The 15,231-nt window shown below is 73.6% G+C and carries 13 protein-coding genes; 2 read left to right on the top strand and 11 right to left on the bottom strand.

Features of this window, described 5'->3' with window-relative positions; all coding sequences use genetic code 11:
- Together ACGFI2_RS11200 and lipA are read right to left on the bottom strand one after the other, a co-directional pair.
- Positions 1 to 1,488, bottom strand: a 1,488-nt coding sequence (locus tag ACGFI2_RS11200) for a DUF423 domain-containing protein (protein ID WP_393514257.1), incomplete at its 3' end; no start/stop codon positions are given.
- 60 nt (positions 1,489 to 1,548) lie between these two features.
- Complete coding sequence (lipA, locus tag ACGFI2_RS11205; protein ID WP_393514260.1) at positions 1,549 to 2,595, bottom strand: lipoyl synthase; 1,047 nt, start codon at positions 2,593 to 2,595, stop codon at positions 1,549 to 1,551.
- 421 nt (positions 2,596 to 3,016) lie between these two features.
- On the opposite strand from lipA, the gene aspS reads away from it, so the two are divergent.
- Positions 3,017 to 4,303: an aspartate--tRNA(Asn) ligase gene (gene aspS / locus ACGFI2_RS11210; protein ID WP_393514263.1), complete on the top strand. Its 1,287-nt coding sequence runs from the start codon at positions 3,017 to 3,019 to the stop codon at positions 4,301 to 4,303.
- Between the two features lie 63 nt (positions 4,304 to 4,366).
- On the opposite strand, the gene ACGFI2_RS11215 is transcribed toward aspS, so the two are convergent.
- The 3 genes from ACGFI2_RS11215 to ACGFI2_RS11225 form a co-directional block, all read right to left on the bottom strand.
- The gene (locus ACGFI2_RS11215) at positions 4,367 to 4,972 is read right to left on the bottom strand and encodes a lytic polysaccharide monooxygenase (RefSeq protein WP_393514266.1); all 606 of its coding nucleotides are present in this window, start codon (positions 4,970 to 4,972) and stop codon (positions 4,367 to 4,369) included.
- Positions 4,973 to 5,171: 199 nt separating this feature from the next.
- A complete protein-coding gene (gene lipB / locus ACGFI2_RS11220; protein ID WP_393514269.1) occupies positions 5,172 to 5,813 on the bottom strand; it encodes a lipoyl(octanoyl) transferase LipB in 642 nt (213 codons plus the stop codon).
- A 52-nt stretch (positions 5,814 to 5,865) separates the two neighbouring features.
- On the bottom strand, positions 5,866 to 7,749 hold the full coding sequence (locus ACGFI2_RS11225; RefSeq protein ID WP_393514272.1) for a DUF2079 domain-containing protein: 1,884 nt from the start codon (positions 7,747 to 7,749) through the stop codon (positions 5,866 to 5,868).
- A gap of 79 nt (positions 7,750 to 7,828) precedes the next feature.
- Between ACGFI2_RS11225 and ACGFI2_RS11230 the strand changes: the two genes are divergently transcribed.
- Positions 7,829 to 9,058, top strand: coding sequence for an alpha/beta hydrolase family esterase (locus tag ACGFI2_RS11230; RefSeq protein ID WP_393514275.1), 1,230 nt, complete (start codon positions 7,829 to 7,831; stop codon positions 9,056 to 9,058).
- A gap of 30 nt (positions 9,059 to 9,088) precedes the next feature.
- On the opposite strand, the gene ACGFI2_RS11235 is transcribed toward ACGFI2_RS11230, so the two are convergent.
- The 6 genes from ACGFI2_RS11235 to ACGFI2_RS11260 form a co-directional block, all read right to left on the bottom strand.
- Entirely contained in the window at positions 9,089 to 9,991 is a 903-nt protein-coding gene (locus ACGFI2_RS11235) for a TIGR01777 family oxidoreductase (RefSeq protein WP_393514278.1), read from the bottom strand.
- A 242-nt stretch (positions 9,992 to 10,233) separates the two neighbouring features.
- On the bottom strand, positions 10,234 to 10,770 hold the full coding sequence (locus ACGFI2_RS11240) for a DinB family protein (protein ID WP_393514281.1): 537 nt from the start codon (positions 10,768 to 10,770) through the stop codon (positions 10,234 to 10,236).
- Positions 10,767 to 11,777: an aldo/keto reductase gene (locus tag ACGFI2_RS11245; RefSeq protein WP_393514284.1), complete on the bottom strand. Its 1,011-nt coding sequence runs from the start codon at positions 11,775 to 11,777 to the stop codon at positions 10,767 to 10,769. The genes ACGFI2_RS11240 and ACGFI2_RS11245 overlap by 4 nt, the downstream gene beginning before the upstream one ends.
- A gap of 54 nt (positions 11,778 to 11,831) precedes the next feature.
- Positions 11,832 to 12,746: an LLM class flavin-dependent oxidoreductase gene (locus ACGFI2_RS11250; RefSeq protein WP_393514287.1), complete on the bottom strand. Its 915-nt coding sequence runs from the start codon at positions 12,744 to 12,746 to the stop codon at positions 11,832 to 11,834.
- Positions 12,747 to 12,862: 116 nt separating this feature from the next.
- Positions 12,863 to 13,741 (bottom strand): oxidoreductase, encoded by an 879-nt coding sequence (locus ACGFI2_RS11255; RefSeq protein WP_393514290.1) that lies wholly within the window; start codon positions 13,739 to 13,741, stop codon positions 12,863 to 12,865.
- 80 nt (positions 13,742 to 13,821) lie between these two features.
- Positions 13,822 to 15,156 (bottom strand): low temperature requirement protein A, encoded by a 1,335-nt coding sequence (locus ACGFI2_RS11260; protein ID WP_393514292.1) that lies wholly within the window; start codon positions 15,154 to 15,156, stop codon positions 13,822 to 13,824.
- Positions 15,157 to 15,231: the final 75 nt, after the last annotated feature.

Consider the following 15,231-nt stretch of genomic DNA (forward strand, 5'->3'; position numbering starts at 1 on the left):
CACCTCGCCGAGCTGGCGGTGTCCGAGCGGGTCCGATGCCGCCACCTCGCCGAGCTGGCGGTGCCCCGGCCCGTTGATCGGCGCCACCTCGCCGAGCTGGCGGTGTCCGAGCGGGTCCGATGCCGCCACCTCGCCGAGCTGGCGGTGCCCCGGCCCGTTGATCGGCGCCACCTCGCCGAGGTGGGGGTGTCCGAGCGGGTTCGATGCCGCCACCTCGCCGAGCTGGCGGTGCCGGTCGAGGCCGCGCACGCCTCGCGCGTCGGGCCGGGCGGGCCGGGCGGGCCGGCGGGTGAGCGGTCCGTGGGGCCGGCAGGGGAGCCGGGCGGCCAGCGGGCGGGCGGCCTGCCACAGCGGCCAGAGCAGGGCGGGGACGGCGACCGCCAGGCAGGACAGGTAGCGGCTGCTCTCCAGCGGCGTCCGCCCGGCCGCGGTGCTCGACGCGTACGCGGCCAGCACCGCCGCCGCCCCGGCGAGCAGCGCCAACCGTACCCCCGCCGACACCCGCTGGTCCGCGAGTGACGGTGGGACGGGTCCGCGCAGGGCGCGCCACGCGGTGAACGCCGCGAGCAGCAGGAGGAGCAGGAAGACCGGGGCCCACCAGAGCTGCCAGGGTGCGCAGTGGCCCGGCGAGCAGAAGCCCAGGGCCAGCGGCGGGCCGACGACCAGCCCGCCGTGCCCCCGCTCGACCCAGCCCGCCGCCGTGCCGGAGCCGCTGGCCGCCAGCACCGCGGTGAGCGGGTTGCGCCCGTGCCGGAGGTTGTCCAGCACCATCGGGGCGACACCCAGCAGCAGCGCGCCGGCGAGCACCGCCCCGGCCCGGCCGGCCAGTTCCCGCCGCCGCCACGCCACCAGCAGCGCGCCGAGCGTCAGCACGTACGGCAGGATCAGCGGGTCGACCCAGAGCAGCGCCCCGGCGACCAGACCCCAGGCCGCCCAGCGGGGCAGCCGCGCGCCCGTCCCGCCGCCGCACAACGCGACCGTGAGCAGCGCCAGCGCCGCCCCGGCCGGATTCAGCTCGGGATAGCCACCGCCGGCGATGAGCTGGTTCTTCACCACCCGGTCGGCGCCGAGCGCGAGCACCGCGACGACCAGCAGGGCGTACCAGCGGTCGCCACCGAGCCGGCGGGTGAGCCGCCAGGACAGCAGCAGGAACAGCGCGTACAGGGCAAGGGTGGGCAGCCGCAGCACGAGCACGGACGGCCCGGCGACCGCGACCAGCGGCGCGGCCAAATACGCCTCCAGCGTGCCCATGTACGCCTGGCCGTAGAACCAGACCGGGAAGTCGTCGCCCCGGGCGATGTGCAGCGCGGCGAGCCCCATGGTCGCCTCGTCGCTGTTGCTGGGCGGCGCGTCGGCGAGCAGCAGCGCCAACCGGTAGCCGACGCCGGCGAAGCCGACCAGCAGGGCGAGCAGCGTCGGCAGCCGGGGACGCCGGGGCGTACGCGGGCGCTCGGCCTCGCGTGGCTCCTGGCGTACCCCGGCGGTCATCCCTGCGATCATGGCATCCGGCCGGGGGCCGGCGGCGGGTGACGCGGTCGGACGCCGGCCTCAGCCGGCGACGGTCACCTGTTCGCGGGCGGCGAGCGCCTGCTGGTAGAGGCGGCCGGCGCGGTAGGACGAGCGGACCAGCGGGCCGCTCATCACGCCGGCGAAGCCGATCTCCTCGGCCTCCTCGCGCAGCTCGACGAACTCCTCCGGCTTGACCCAGCGGGTGACCGGGTGGTGCCGGGGGGAGGGGCGCAGGTACTGCGTGATGGTGATCAGCTCGCAGCCGGCCTCGTGCAGGTCGCGCAGCGCCTGCGAGACCTCGCTGCGCTCCTCGCCCATGCCGAGGATGAGGTTGCTCTTGGTGACGAGGCCGTCGGCCCGGGCCTGGCGGATCACGTCGAGCGAACGCTCGTAGCGGAAGGCCGGGCGGATCCGCTTGAAGATGCGCGGCACGGTCTCCACGTTGTGCGCCAGCACCTCGGGGCGCGAGCCGAAGACCTCGGCGAGCTGCTCGGGCACCGCGTTGAAGTCGGGGATCAGCAGCTCGACGCCGCAGCCGGACCGCAGGGCGTGGATCTGCCGGACCGTCTCGGCGTAGAGCCAGGCGCCGCCGTCGGGCAGGTCGTCGCGGGCCACCCCGGTGATGGTCGCGTAACGCAGGCCCATCGCGGCGACCGACTCGGCGACCCGGCGGGGCTCGTCGGCGTCGAACTCGGCCGGCTTGCCGGTGTCGATCTGGCAGAAGTCGCAGCGCCGGGTGCACTGGTCGCCGCCGATGAGGAAGGTGGCCTCGCGGTCCTCCCAGCACTCGTAGATGTTGGGGCAGCCGGCTTCCTGGCACACGGTGTGCAGACCCTCGCGCGAGACGAGCCCACGCAGCTGGGTGTACTCCGGGCCCATCTTGGCCTTGACCTTGATCCACGGTGGTTTGCGCTCGATCGGCGTCTCGGCGTTGCGCGCTTCGATCCGCAGCATGCGCCGCCCCTCCGGGGCGACGGTCGCGGTGCGCGCGGGCTGCTCAGTCGTCGGCGCGGTTTGCTCGATCGTCACGAAATCGAGCCTACGCCGGTCGGCGGTGGTCGATGAACGTCGGGCGACGGCCGTCACCCCTGAAATGTTGTGACACCGGACACGAGCGGTCAAAAAAACCTCGTCACATTCCGGCGGTGGTGGTGCTAGCGTGCCGGGCAGAGCTGCGACGGAGCCGAGTAGCGGACCGACCCGCCAGCCCAGAGAGCCGCCGAGGTGCTGCGAGGCGGTCTGGCGCCGGCCCGCGAAGACCCTCCCGAGCTGCGGGAAGAACGGCGCACACGGGTGAGGAAGGGCCCCCTGTCAACGCCTCCGGCAGAGGCAGGGGCCCCGGTTGACACCCCTGCCCAGTAGAACCCGCCCGGCTGGCCCCGGTGAAAAGGCGACGAACGAGGCCCTCCGCCGAGGCGGAGGGCGAAGGTGTGGTGGCACCGCGAGGTTCCCGCTCGCCCACACCTCCCTGGGGATCGCGTTGCGATTGATCAAGGAGGTAGCCACCGTGCAACGCATCCTGTCCCACCAGCTCCCCGCCCACGTCGGCGCGACCGTCCGGCTCGCCGGCTGGGTCCACCGCCGCCGGCTACTCAAGTCGGTGGCGTTCCTGATCGTCCGGGACGCCGCCGGACTCGCCCAGGTGGTGGTCGCCGCGCCCGACGTGCGCGCCCAGGTCGAGGCGCTCACCGAGGAGACCGTCGTCGAGGTGGTCGGCACCGTGGTCGCGAACCCCACCGCGCCCGCCGGGGTCGAGGTCGTCGAGCCGACGGTACGACCGCTCGGCCCGCCCGCCGTCCCGCCACCGTTCGACCTCTACCGGCCGGCGCTCACCGCCAGCCTCCCCACCCAGCTCGACCACGCGCCGACCGCGTTGCGCCACCCGACCCGCTCCGCCGCGCTGCGGATCTCGGCGGCGGCGGTGGCCGGCTTCCGGGCCACGCTCGACCGGCAGCGCTTCGTCGAGGTGCACACGCCGAAGGTGGTCGGCTCGTCCACCGAGAGCGGCGCGAACGTGTTCGCGCTCGACTGGTTCGGCCGGCCCGCCTACCTGGCCCAGTCGCCGCAGTTCTACAAGCAGCTCATGGTGGGCGTCTTCGAGCGGGTGTACGAGGTGGGGCCGGTGTTCCGTGCCGAGCCGCACGACACGGTGCGCCACCTGGCCCAGTACACCTCGCTCGACGTGGAGTTGGGCTTCGTGACCGACCACCGGGACGTGATGGCGGTGCTGCGGGACACCCTGGCCGGGATGCTCGCCGGCGTCGTCGAGCGGGCCGGTGGCGCGCTCGACACGCTCGGCGTGACGGCGCCGGAGGTGCCGGTTGAGCTTCCGGCGGTGCACTTCACCGACGCGCTGGAGATCGCCGGGGCGCCGGCCGACGAGCCCGACCTGGCACCCGCGCACGAGCGGGCGTTGGGGGAGTGGGCGCGGGCCGAGCACGGCAGCGACTTCCTGTTCGTCACTGGGTACCCGATGGCGAAGCGGCCCTTCTACACCCATCCGGACCCGGCCCGACCGACCCACTCGAACGGCTTCGACCTGCTGTTCCGGGGGATGGAGCTGGTCACCGGCGGGCAGCGGCTGCACCGGCACGCGGACTACCTGGCCGCGCTGGCGGCGCGGGGCGAGGCGGTGGAGCCGTACGCCGGGTACGTGGACGCGTTCCGGCACGGCATGCCGCCGCACGGCGGCTTCGCGATCGGCCTGGAGCGGTTCGTCGCCCGGTTGACCGGCGCGGCGAACGTCCGGGAGGTGACCGCGTTCCCGCGCGACCTGCACCGCCTCACGCCCTGACGGGTCGGCGCGACTCCGGCCCGGGACGAACGCGTCCCGGGCCGGAGCGGTGCGGTCCGCCGATCAGGTGAAGTTCACGTCACTGCACCACATGTACGCCTGGTCGAGGTGGGATGCCTGCCAGATGACGAAGAGAATGTGGTGTCCGGTGTAGCCGGAGGTCGAGACGTTGAAGCTGATGTTCTGCGACGGCGCGTACCGGCCGGTCTGCGTGATGTAGTCGAGGTTCCCCCAGCCGAGCTTCTGGGTGGTGGGGTTGAACCCCTGCTTGCTCACGTAGACGCGGAAGTAGTCGGCGCCGTGGCTGGCCTGGTCGTACAGCTGCACGGTGAAGTTGCGGCCGATGTTCGTGGTCTTCCACGCCCCGGGCCGGTTCAGGCTGTCGTTGCGGGACAGGGCGTTGCTGCACAGCTGCCCGTCCGGGGTGCGGGCCTGGAACTGCCCGCCGAGGCCGTCGCGCAGCGCGCTCATCCAGTTCCACATGGTGTCGGCGTTGGCCTGGAACGCCTGCCAACACATCGGGTCCTGCTGCTGCATGGCCGGGTTCGTGTGCTGGCTGCCCCAGGTCTGCCAGCACTTGTAGGCGCGGGTGGCGGGGCTGACGATCGTGCCGTGGGCCTGGGCCGCGCCGGGCACGGCCAGGATGCCGGCCAGCAGGGCGAGCGCCATGACGAGCGCTCGGACGGGTTGGCGGACGGCTGATCCCGGTCGGTCGGATTGGTGGTGGGAACGCACGGTTACGTCCTCCTTCGGCGCTTAGGATGGGAGTGGGAGCGCTTCCATGCCTAGCGTCGCATTTACAACAGTAAATATCAATGATCGTCTATATATTTGTCCGAGCTGAGTGGATCCGCGCAGGTGAGGGGGTTTAGACCCGGGTCAGGGTGGGCAACTGCCGCTCGACCACGGGCAGCACGTCGGCGACGGTGACCGGCCGGCCCAGCTCGGCGGTGAGCGAGGTGACCCCGGCGTCGCGGATGCCGCAGGGCACGATCCGGTCGAAGAAGCCCAGGTCGCAGTCGCAGTTGACGGAGAAGCCGTGCAGCGTGACGCCGCGGGCCACCCGGATGCCGATGGCGGCCACCTTGCGTGCCGGGCCCCGGTCGTCCGCCGGCACCCACACGCCGCTGCGGCCCTCGACCCGGCCGGCGGTCAGCCCGAACTCGGCGCAGACGTCGATCAGCAACTGCTCGGTGCGCCGGACGTACGCCACCACGTCGACCGGATCGGGCAGGCGGACGATCGGGTAGCCGACCAGCTGCCCCGGACCGTGCCAGGTGATCTTGCCGCCGCGGTCCACGTCCACCACCGGCGTGCCGTCCGTCGGCCGGTCCCACGGCTCGGTCCGCTTGCCGGCGGTGTAGACACTCGGGTGCTCCAGGAGCAGCACCGTGTCGCCCAGCTCGCCGACCACCACGGCCTCGTGCAGCCGGCGCTGCTCGTCCCAGGCGGCCTGGTAGTCGAGCCGGCCGGCGCGGACGGCGGTCGGTACGGAAGTCGTCACGCTCACCCGCCCAGCGTAGTCCCGCCGGTCCGACCCCGAACTCGTGACGCTCGTCGCCTCAGGTCGCGGGCACCCGCCACAGCCAGACGTCCTCGACCCGCTCGGGCGGGCCGAGCAGGGCGGTGGCGGTGCGGCGCAGCGCCTCCTCGTCGACGTCGTACTTGGCGCCGTGCACCCGGTCGGCCAGCACCACCACCCGCACCCCCCAGTAGCGCAGGTCGGCCCGCGACTCCTGGATGCTGCCCTCGGTGACGATCGGCACCAGCCCGGTGCTGCCCGCCTGGTCCATCAGCGTGTCGAAGGTGCGCGGCACCGGGCCGATCCGGCCGCGGCCGTCCGGCCCGCCCGGGCCGAGGAAGAAGCCGGCCGGGATGCGGAACTCACCCTGGCGGTGGGCGAGGGCGTACGCCTGCCAGCGCTGGCCGTCCGGGTAGACGTCGACGGTCAGCGGCAGCGGGGTGAGCACCCCGTCGGGCGGGACGTAGCGCTTCCAGGCGCCGCCGGTGATGAACGCCGGGATCGGCTCGCGGACGCTGGTGAGCAGCGGGGTGGGCAGCAGCGGCAGCAGGGCGGCGGCGAAGCCGACCAGCCAGGCCGCGCCGACCGCCCGCCGCCGGGGCGGCCGGGCGCGCAGCGCGTCGATCGCGTACGCCAGCAGCAGGCCGATCACCGGCGCGACGACAAGCGCCAGCCGGGACGGCAACGCCGCGTTGATCACCGGCAGGTTGTCCAGCACCCCGAACGGCAGCAGTTGGTCGGTGCGCCGGCCGTTCCACCTGGCCGTCGGCCCCCAGGAGAGCACCGCGAAGACCACCGCGGTCACGCCGAGCGCCAGCAGGGTGGCCCGGAACGCCCGGTCGGCGCGCCGCCAGAGCAGCGCGAAGCAGGCGACCGCGAGCAGCAGCAGCGGGGCCCCGAAGAACGAGTTCTCCTCGGTCGGGTTGGGCGCGAGCGAGGTGCCGAAGCCGGCCCAGCCGGCGAGCGACCGGCGCGGGTACGACCCGTACGCGGCGATGTCCTCGGAGTGGATCAGCGGGTCGAAGCCGGTGCCGTGGAACCGTTGCGGCCCGGCGAAGTGCAGCCAGAGCGGGTACGCCAGCAGCACGCCGGCCACCAGCGCGGTCACCCCGAGCCCGGCCAGCACGCGCGGGAGCACCGCCCGCAGCTCCGCCCGGCGGGCCGGGTGCAGCGTCCGGACCAGCAGGAACGCCGCGAGCGCCAGGGCGGTGAAGAAGAGGCCCTCGGCGGCGATCGAGAACGCCACCGCCACCAGCAGGCCGAGCACGATCCCGCCGGTGACCGCGCGGCCGGGCCGGCGCAGCCGGAACACGCCCCAGATCAGCAGCGGCACCAGCCAGCCCGCGGTCCAGTTCAGGTGCGCGTTGGCGTGCGACACCATGGCCGGGCAGAAGGCGATGAACAACGCGCCCACCCCGGCGGCCAGCCGGCTGCCGACCAGGTGCCGGCTGAGCAGCCAGTACCAGGCCACCGCGGTGGCGGCCAGGTTGAGCGTCAGGATCACCAGGAACGTCGCGGGCGGCCCGATCAGGTACGTCAGCGGCGCGAAGACCGCCGCGTACGCGGTGATCGAGGTGTTGACCGCGAGGTTCACCCCGTCCGGGACGTTGATCAGGTGGGTGAAGAGCGGGTTCTCGCCGTGGCTGAGCGCGTGCCCGCCGAAGGCCAGCAGCCACTCGAAGAGCGCCTGGTCGCTGGAGTTGACGGTGATCGTCCGGGTGTTCGGGTCCCGCCACATCCCGCTGGTCACCCAGAGCGCCAGCGCCACCGCCGCGAGCGTCACCAGCAGGTCCGCGCGCCGGTCACGGGCGACGGTGGCGGGCGGCGGGGCGGTGGGCGGGGGCGGGGCGGACGGCACGCAGCGGACGTTACCAACCGGACCCGGGCACACCGCCCGGACGGTGAATGTGTGACGGACAACCATTCCGGTCGATGAAACACGGACGTAACGTCGCGGCAACTCGGAAGTGACTCAGTTCACATTCCATGATCGGGAGGTCCCCGTGTCCCGCTCCTCATCCCTCATCACCCGCCTCGCCGGGGCGGCGGCCGGGGTCGTGCTCGCCGCGGCCGGCGTCCTGGTCGCCGCCCTGCCCGCGCAGGCCGCCTCGCTGACCCAGGTCAGCGGGTTCGGCTCCAACCCCGGCAACCTGACCATGTACGCCTACCGTCCGGACGGCCTGCCCGGCAACGCGCCCGCCGTGGTGCTGCTGCACGGCTGCACCCAGAACGCCTCGACCTACTTCACCAACTCCGGCTGGCAGAAGTACGCCGACCAGTGGAAGTTCGCGCTGATCGTGCCGCAGCAGCCGTCCGGCAACAACGCCAACTCCTGCTTCAACTGGTTCGAGACCGGCGACACCGCCCGGGGCCAGGGCGAGGCGCTGTCGATCAAGCAGATGGTCGACTACGCGAAGACGAACTACGGCACCGCCGCCGGCCGCGTCTACGTCAGCGGCCTGTCCGCCGGCGCCGCGATGAGTTCCGTCATGCTCGCCACCTACCCGGACGTGTTCGCCGCCGGCTCGATCATCGCCGGCATCCCGTACCGCTGCGCCACCAGCACCACCACGGCGTACAGCTGCATGAACCCAGGCGTGGACAAGACCCCGGCGCAGTGGGGCGACCTAGTCCGCAACGCGTACGCCGGCTACTCCGGCCCGCGCCCGCGGGTGGCCGTCTGGCACGGCACCAGCGACTACACGGTGAACGTGGCGAACGCGACCGAGTCGCGCGACCAGTGGACCAACGTGCTCGGCGTCTCGCAGACCCCGACCAGCACCTCGTCGCTGCCCGGTGGCACCAGTTTGGAGGTCTACGGAAACGACCAGGTGCGTGTCTACCGGGTCTCCGGGATGGGCCACGGCACCCCGGTCGACCCGGGCTCGGCCGCGGACCAGTGCGGCACCGCCGGGGCGTACTTCCTGGACACCATCTGCTCGACGTACCGCGACGCGCTCTTCTTCGGTCTGGGCGGCGGCGCCACGCCCAGCCCGACCCCGACGGCGACCGCGACCGCCTCGCCCACCCCGACCGCGTCGCCCACCGCGTCGCCGACCGCGCCGGTCTGCGTCACCGCCAGCAACTACGCGCACGTCGCGGCCGGCCGGGCCTACCAGTCCGGCGGGTACGCCTACGCGCTGGGCAGCGGCCAGCGGATGGGCCTCTACAACACGTTCTACACCACGTCGCTGAAGCAGACCGGGCCCAGCTACTGGGTCATCGGCTGCTGACCCGACGCCGCCCGCGCCGCCCTCGCCCGCTCACCCGGCCAGGGCGGCGTGCAGCGCGCCCGGCAGGTTCGGGTGGGTCCAGGTGAAACCGGCCTTGCCGAGCACCCCCGGCAGCACCCGGGTGCTGGTGAGCGCCTCGTGCGCGAAACCGCCGAGGGCCACCTTCAACGCCAGCGCCGGGATCGGCATGATCGCCGGCCGGTGCAGCTGGCGGGCCAGCTCCCGGGTGAACTCGGCGTTGGTGACCGGCGCCGGGCCGACCACGTTCACCGGGCCGGCCACGTCGTCGCGGGCCAGCAGGAAGGCCACCGCGTCCAGCCAGTCCCGCATCGAGATCCACGGCAGCCACTGCCGGCCGTTGCCCAGCTTGCCGCCGACGCCGAGCCGGAACGGCAGCAACTGCGGCTTGAGCAGGCCGCCGTCGCGGTGCAGCGGCAGCCCGGTGCGCAGCCGGACCACGCGCGTCCCGGCGTCCTCGGCCGGCCGGGTCGCCGCCTCCCAGACCCGGCAGACGTCGGCGAGGAACCCCTCACCGGCCGGCGCGTCCTCCTCCACCGTCCGGTCCCCGGTGTTGCCGTACCACCCGACCGCGGACGAGTTCAGCAACACCGCCGGCCGGTCCGGGTCGGGCAGGCCGGCGATCGTGATGGCGAGCGTGGTCGTGCTGTCCACCCGGCTGGTCCGGATCAGCTTCTGGTAGTCGTCGTTCCAGCGCTTGTCGCCCACCCCGGCGCCGGCCAGGTTCACCACCGCGTCGGCGTCCGCGACCACCTGCGGGTCGAGCTGCGCGGCGGACGGGTTCCACTGCCGCTCGTCCGTGCTGCTGCGCGGCGGGCGGCGGACCAGGCGGGTGACCTGATGCCCGTCGGCGGTGAGCCGGTCGACCAGTCGGGTGCCGAGGAAGCCGGACACGCCGGCCATGAGGATCCGCATGTTCCCATCTTCGAGTACGCAGCGGGATTCGGATGCGTGGCGGGGCAGACTGGGGAGCGTGGACGCTTCGACGCTGCGCGACCTGCGCGGCGGCGGTCGGGCGTGTCGCGGGCTGCGGAAGACATGTCTTCAGCGCGAGATGCCTCTCCGTCAGATTTGTGACGGAGAGGCATATCGCTCGCGAGCACACCTGCTCGCCGTCCGCGACTCGCCCGAGACTCGCCCGAGAATCGAAGGTTCGGTCACTCCCCGGTGCGACCGTCGATCGCCTCGCGCAGGATGTCGGCCTGGCCCAGGTGGCGGGCGTACTCGTCGATCATGTGGGTGAGCACCCACCGCAGCGATCGTTCGGCCCCGCTGCCCGGGGTGCTCCCGACCGCGTCGAGGGAGCGCGCGGCGGCGATCCCGCGGGAGACCGCCACCTGTTCGCCCCACAGCGCGAAGGTTTCCGGACCGGTGGCGTCGGCGACATCGTGGAACGGCGCGTCGAAATCGTCGGTCAGGTCGAACAGGTCACCGGGCCACGGCGCGTCCGCGACCACGCCCTGGAAGTACCAGCGTTCGACCGTCGCGAGGTGCCGGACCAGGCCGATCAGCGACAGCCCGGAGGACGGCACCGGCCGCGACCGCAGCTGCTCGTCGGACAGACCTTCGCACTTGCGGACCAGGGCGTCCCGCTGGAAGTCCAGGAACGTGTCCAGCAGCGTCCGCTCGTCCGCGGTGGATGAGAGCGCGAAGCGCCGGTCGGACAAGGGGTCGCCGGGCGCGGCGGCGCTCACGCGGTCGCCGGGGTGGTGCGCAGGTCGGCGAGGAGGCGCTCCACCTCGGCGAACGCCGCTTCCGGCAGCGGCCCGTACGCCAACGCGCCCACGTTCTCCTCGGCCTGGCCGACCATCCGGCAGCCGGGGATCGGCAGCGTGTGCGGGCTGCGGGCGAGCAACCAGCCCAGCGCGCCCTGGGCGAGCGTGCGGCCGTCGGCGGTGAGCGCCTCGCGGACCCGGGCCACCCGGTCGGCCCACTCGGCGCGCGGGACGCCGTCGCTGAACCAGTCCAGCCACTCCGGGGCCGCCCCGCGCACGTCGTCGCCGCCCCGGGCGGCCGGCGTGCCCTGGTACTTCGCGGTGAGCAGGCCCATCGCCAGCGGCCCGCGGTTGAGGCTGGCCAGGTCGAAGTCGTCGCAGACCGCCAGCATCGCGGCGTTGTCCCGCAGCACCGACTGGTCGTGCTGGATCGCCGCGCAGTGCGGGCCCGCCTCGGCGAACGCGCGCGCCGAGGCCGGGTCGTCGGTGCTCCAGCCGTACGCCCGGATCTTCCCCTCGCCGACCAGGTCCTCCAGGGTCTCGACGAGGTCCAGCGCCCGCGGCACCGGCAGCCCGCCCAGGTGCAGCTGGTAGAGGTCGACGTGGTCGGTGCCGAGCCGGCGCAGCGAGCCCTCCAGGCTACGTCGCGCGTAGTCGGGCGTGCCGTCCTCGCCGGCGGCCTGGCGGGTCGCCTCGTCGGTGGGATAGCCGAACTTGGTGGCGATCACCGCCTGGTCCCGGCGGCCGGCGAGCGCGCGGCCCAGCACCCGCTCGCTGTGCCCCGCGCCGTAGTTGCTGGAGGTGTCGAAGAGGGTCGCGCCCAGGTCCAGCGCCCGGTGGACGGTGCGGACCGACTCGTCGTCGTCCACCTCGCCCCAGCCGAGCGGCTGGGCGCCGTCCCAGAGTGGACCGCCGATCGCCCAGCAACCCATGCCGATCGCGCTGACCTCGATGCCGCTGCGGCCCAGCCGTCGTGTCGTCGTCATGACACCATTGTCCACTTTCGAGTGCGCTCGAAGTCGCCCCGTTTCCGGCCGTTGTCAGGCCAGCCCGGGCAGGAACGGCGCGAGCGCGTCGACGGCGTCGACGCGTACCACGAAGCGGGTGACACCCCAACGGCGCCGGTGCCCGGCCACCGCCGCGACGATCTCGTCGGCGGTCCCGATCAGCACGAACGGGGTGGCCAGCACCTCCGCCGGGGTGAGGCCGGTCTCGGCGGCGGTCTCCGCGGCGACCGCCTCGGCATCGTCGGTCACGGCGAACCGCTGCACCAGAGCCTCCAGGACCGGCGGCGCGTCCCGGCCGGCCGCGCCGGCCGCCACCTGGGCGAGCTGCGCGTCGAGCTGGTCGGCCCGCCACCGGACCTCGTGCTGGTGACCGTCGGCCAGGGTGCGCCCGAAACCGGTCAGGCCGACCACGTCGGCGTGCGCGCCGGCCCACCGCAGCAGCGTCGAGTTGGCGGTGCCCACGGTGAGCGGGATCCGGTCCTGGACCGGTCGGGGTTCGTCGAGGCGGGCGGCGTACGCGGCCAGGTCCGGCGTGTCCACGGTGACCTCGTCGCCGGCCAGCAGCGCCCGTACCGCCTCGGCCACCGCGACGCAGCGGCGGACCCGGCCGGCGACGTCCGGGCGCTCGCGCCCGACGGCCCGCCACTCGCCCGGCGTGTGGCCGGCGCCCAGGCCGAGCCGCGCCCGCCCACCGGAGACCACGTCCAGCGTGGCCACGTCGGTGGCGAGCAGGAGCGGCTCCCGCAGGCCGGCGTTGGACACGTACGAGCCGAGGCCCAGCGTGCCGGTCACGGCCGCCGCGGCGGCGAGCGACACGAACGGGGACGGGCCGAAACCCGGGTGGTCGGCGGCGAGGAGCGCGTCGAAGCCGGCGGCCTCGACGGTGCGGGCCAGCTCGGCCCAGCTCGCCGCGTCGGTGGGCCGGGCCTGTACGGAGAAGATCGCCATCGGCCCAGTCTCCGGCTCCGCTCCGCCTTCCACCCATCCCTTCTGCCGACGGCCGAAGGGTAAGGCGGGGCCCCCGCTCAACGCATCCGGTAGAGGAGGGGGCCCCGCTCAACACGTCAGACCGCGTCGAGGCGCGCCAGGGCGGCGGGGGAGAGGCGGAGCGCGCCGGCGGCGATGTTCTGCTCCAGGTGCGCCGGGTCGCCGGTGCCGGGGATGGCGAGCACGTTCGGGCCACGGGCCAGCGTCCAGGCCAGCCGCACCTGCGCCGCGGTGACGCCGTGCTCGCGCGCCACCGCGAGGACCTCCGGGTGTTCCTCGCCGGTCGCGCCGGCCTCCCGTCCGCTGGTCACGATCGAGAAGAACGGCACGAACGCGGTGCCGTGCGCGGCGCAGTCCCGGATCAGCTCGTCGTTGCTCCGGCGGTAGCCCAGGCCGTACGAGTTCTGCACGCACACCACCGGGGCGATGGTCCGCGCCTCGACGACCTGGTGCGGGCGTACCGCGGAGACGCCGAGGTGCCGGATCAGCCCGGCGTCGACCAGCTCGGCGAGCGCGCCGAAGTGCTCGCCCAGCGGCTCCGGGCCGTACACCCGCAGGTTCACCACGTCCAGGTGGTCCCGGCCGAGCTGGCGCAGGTTCTCCTCGACCTGGCCGCGCAGCTGATCCGGCCGGGCCATCGGCAGCCACTCGCCGGACGGGTCCCGGCCCGGCCCGACCTTGGTGACGATGACCAGATCGTCCGGGTACGGCGACAGCGCCCGGTTGATCAGCTCGTTGGCCGAGCGCAGCGGCGAGAAGTAGAACGCCGCCGTGTCGATGTGGTTGACGCCCAGCTCGACCGCGCGGCGCAGCACGGCGACCGCCCGGTCCCGGTCGCTCGGTCCGCCGTCGGCGTTCGCGGTCAACCGCATCGCGCCGAGGCCGATCCGGTTGACGGTCAGGTCGCCGAGCTGCCAGGTGCCGGCCGCGCCGGCGGAAACAATGTCGGTGGTCATGCGGGTCCCCGTCCCTCTCGATGGCCCCACGGTGGGTGCCGAGTAGTTCCACGCAGGCCATCGCCGGCCGGTTCAACCCCTCACCCGCCCTCGTCGCGGTCGTCGGGCTGCTCGTGCCAGCGCGCCCGCCAGGCCGCCTCGTGCGCCTCGTGGCTGGCCCGCTCCTCGAACACCAGCTTCCGCAGCGCCCGCCGGCCCTCGTCGAAGACGATCACCTCGGCCGCCACCATGCCGACCGTGATGACGGTCAGCATGGTCATCGCGACCAGGCCCGGCACCCGCTCGGCGACCGGGATCACGGCGCCGAGCAGCAGCACCGCGGCGACCCGGATCCAGCTCAGCGTGCGCAGCGTCCGCGCCTGGAACAGCATGTTGCCGCAGAGGTAGCAGGCCACGCCGCCGAAGAGCAGCGGAACGGCCGGCCCGTGCGCCGGCGAGCCCGGGGACACGTTCGGGTCGGCGATGTCGTGCACGATCATCTCGGCGCCGAGCGCGAACAGGATGATGCCCGCGATCATCGGCAGGAACAGGTACGCGTACGCGTCCCGGGCCATCGCCACCCGCGGCCCGTCCCGGGCCGCGTGCAGGGCGATCCGCGCCGACGGGCCGACCAGGTCGTAGTGCGCCCACCAGAGCGCGGCGGTGAAGAAGATGCCGAGCACCGCGGCCGCCACGGCCGGCCAGGTGGGTGGCTGCCCGAGCAGGTTGCTGCCCACGCCGACCGAGATCACCGACTCGCCCAGCGCGATGATCAGGATGAGGTCGTACCGCTCGGTCCAGTGCTCGGCCGAGGCGACACCCCAGCCCCAGGTGCCGACGATGATGCCGGTGCCGTACTGGAGCAGGATCACCGTCGCCCACAGCCCGTCCCGGACCATCGACGCGGTGAGCAGGCCGTCGATCTTCGGCGGCACCAGTGCGGCGACCGTCAGCAGCGCGGTGCTGCCGATCACCTCCGGGGTGAACCGGATCAACTGCCGGCGCTCGTTCGGGCTGTCCCGCACCACGTGCCGGTAGAGCAGCAGGTGCACCAGCCGCAGCACGGAGTAGCTGATCGCCGCGACGATCGGCCCGGCGGCGTTGCCGCGCGGATCGCGGAACGCGTTCGGCAGCGACAGCGCGAACGTGAACAACGCGGCCATGCCGACCGTCATGAGCACCGGGACGAAGCCCTCGCCGAGCCGGACCCGGGTGGCCACCAGGCTGTGCACCACCCACGACCACCAGAGCACGGCGAGGACCAGCAGGGCGTGCAGCAGGGCGCCGCCGGTCACCTGGAGCGCGGTGGCCCGGGTGATGATGAAGAACGAGAAGACGAAGACCAGGTCGAAGAAGATCTCGAACCGGTCCACCCGGGCCCCCGGGGCCACCGGCACCGCCGGCCCGAGTCGCCCCCGCCACCCGTACCCGCCCACCGGCCGAGTCTGTCAGCGCGCGGTCCGCGGCGGGCCGGAAACGGCGAAGGGGTACGCGGCCGGAACCGCGTACCC

Origin of the sequence: Micromonospora sp. NPDC049282 (genome assembly GCF_043197045.1) — a bacterium.
Lineage (GTDB): Bacteria > Actinomycetota > Actinomycetes > Mycobacteriales > Micromonosporaceae > Micromonospora.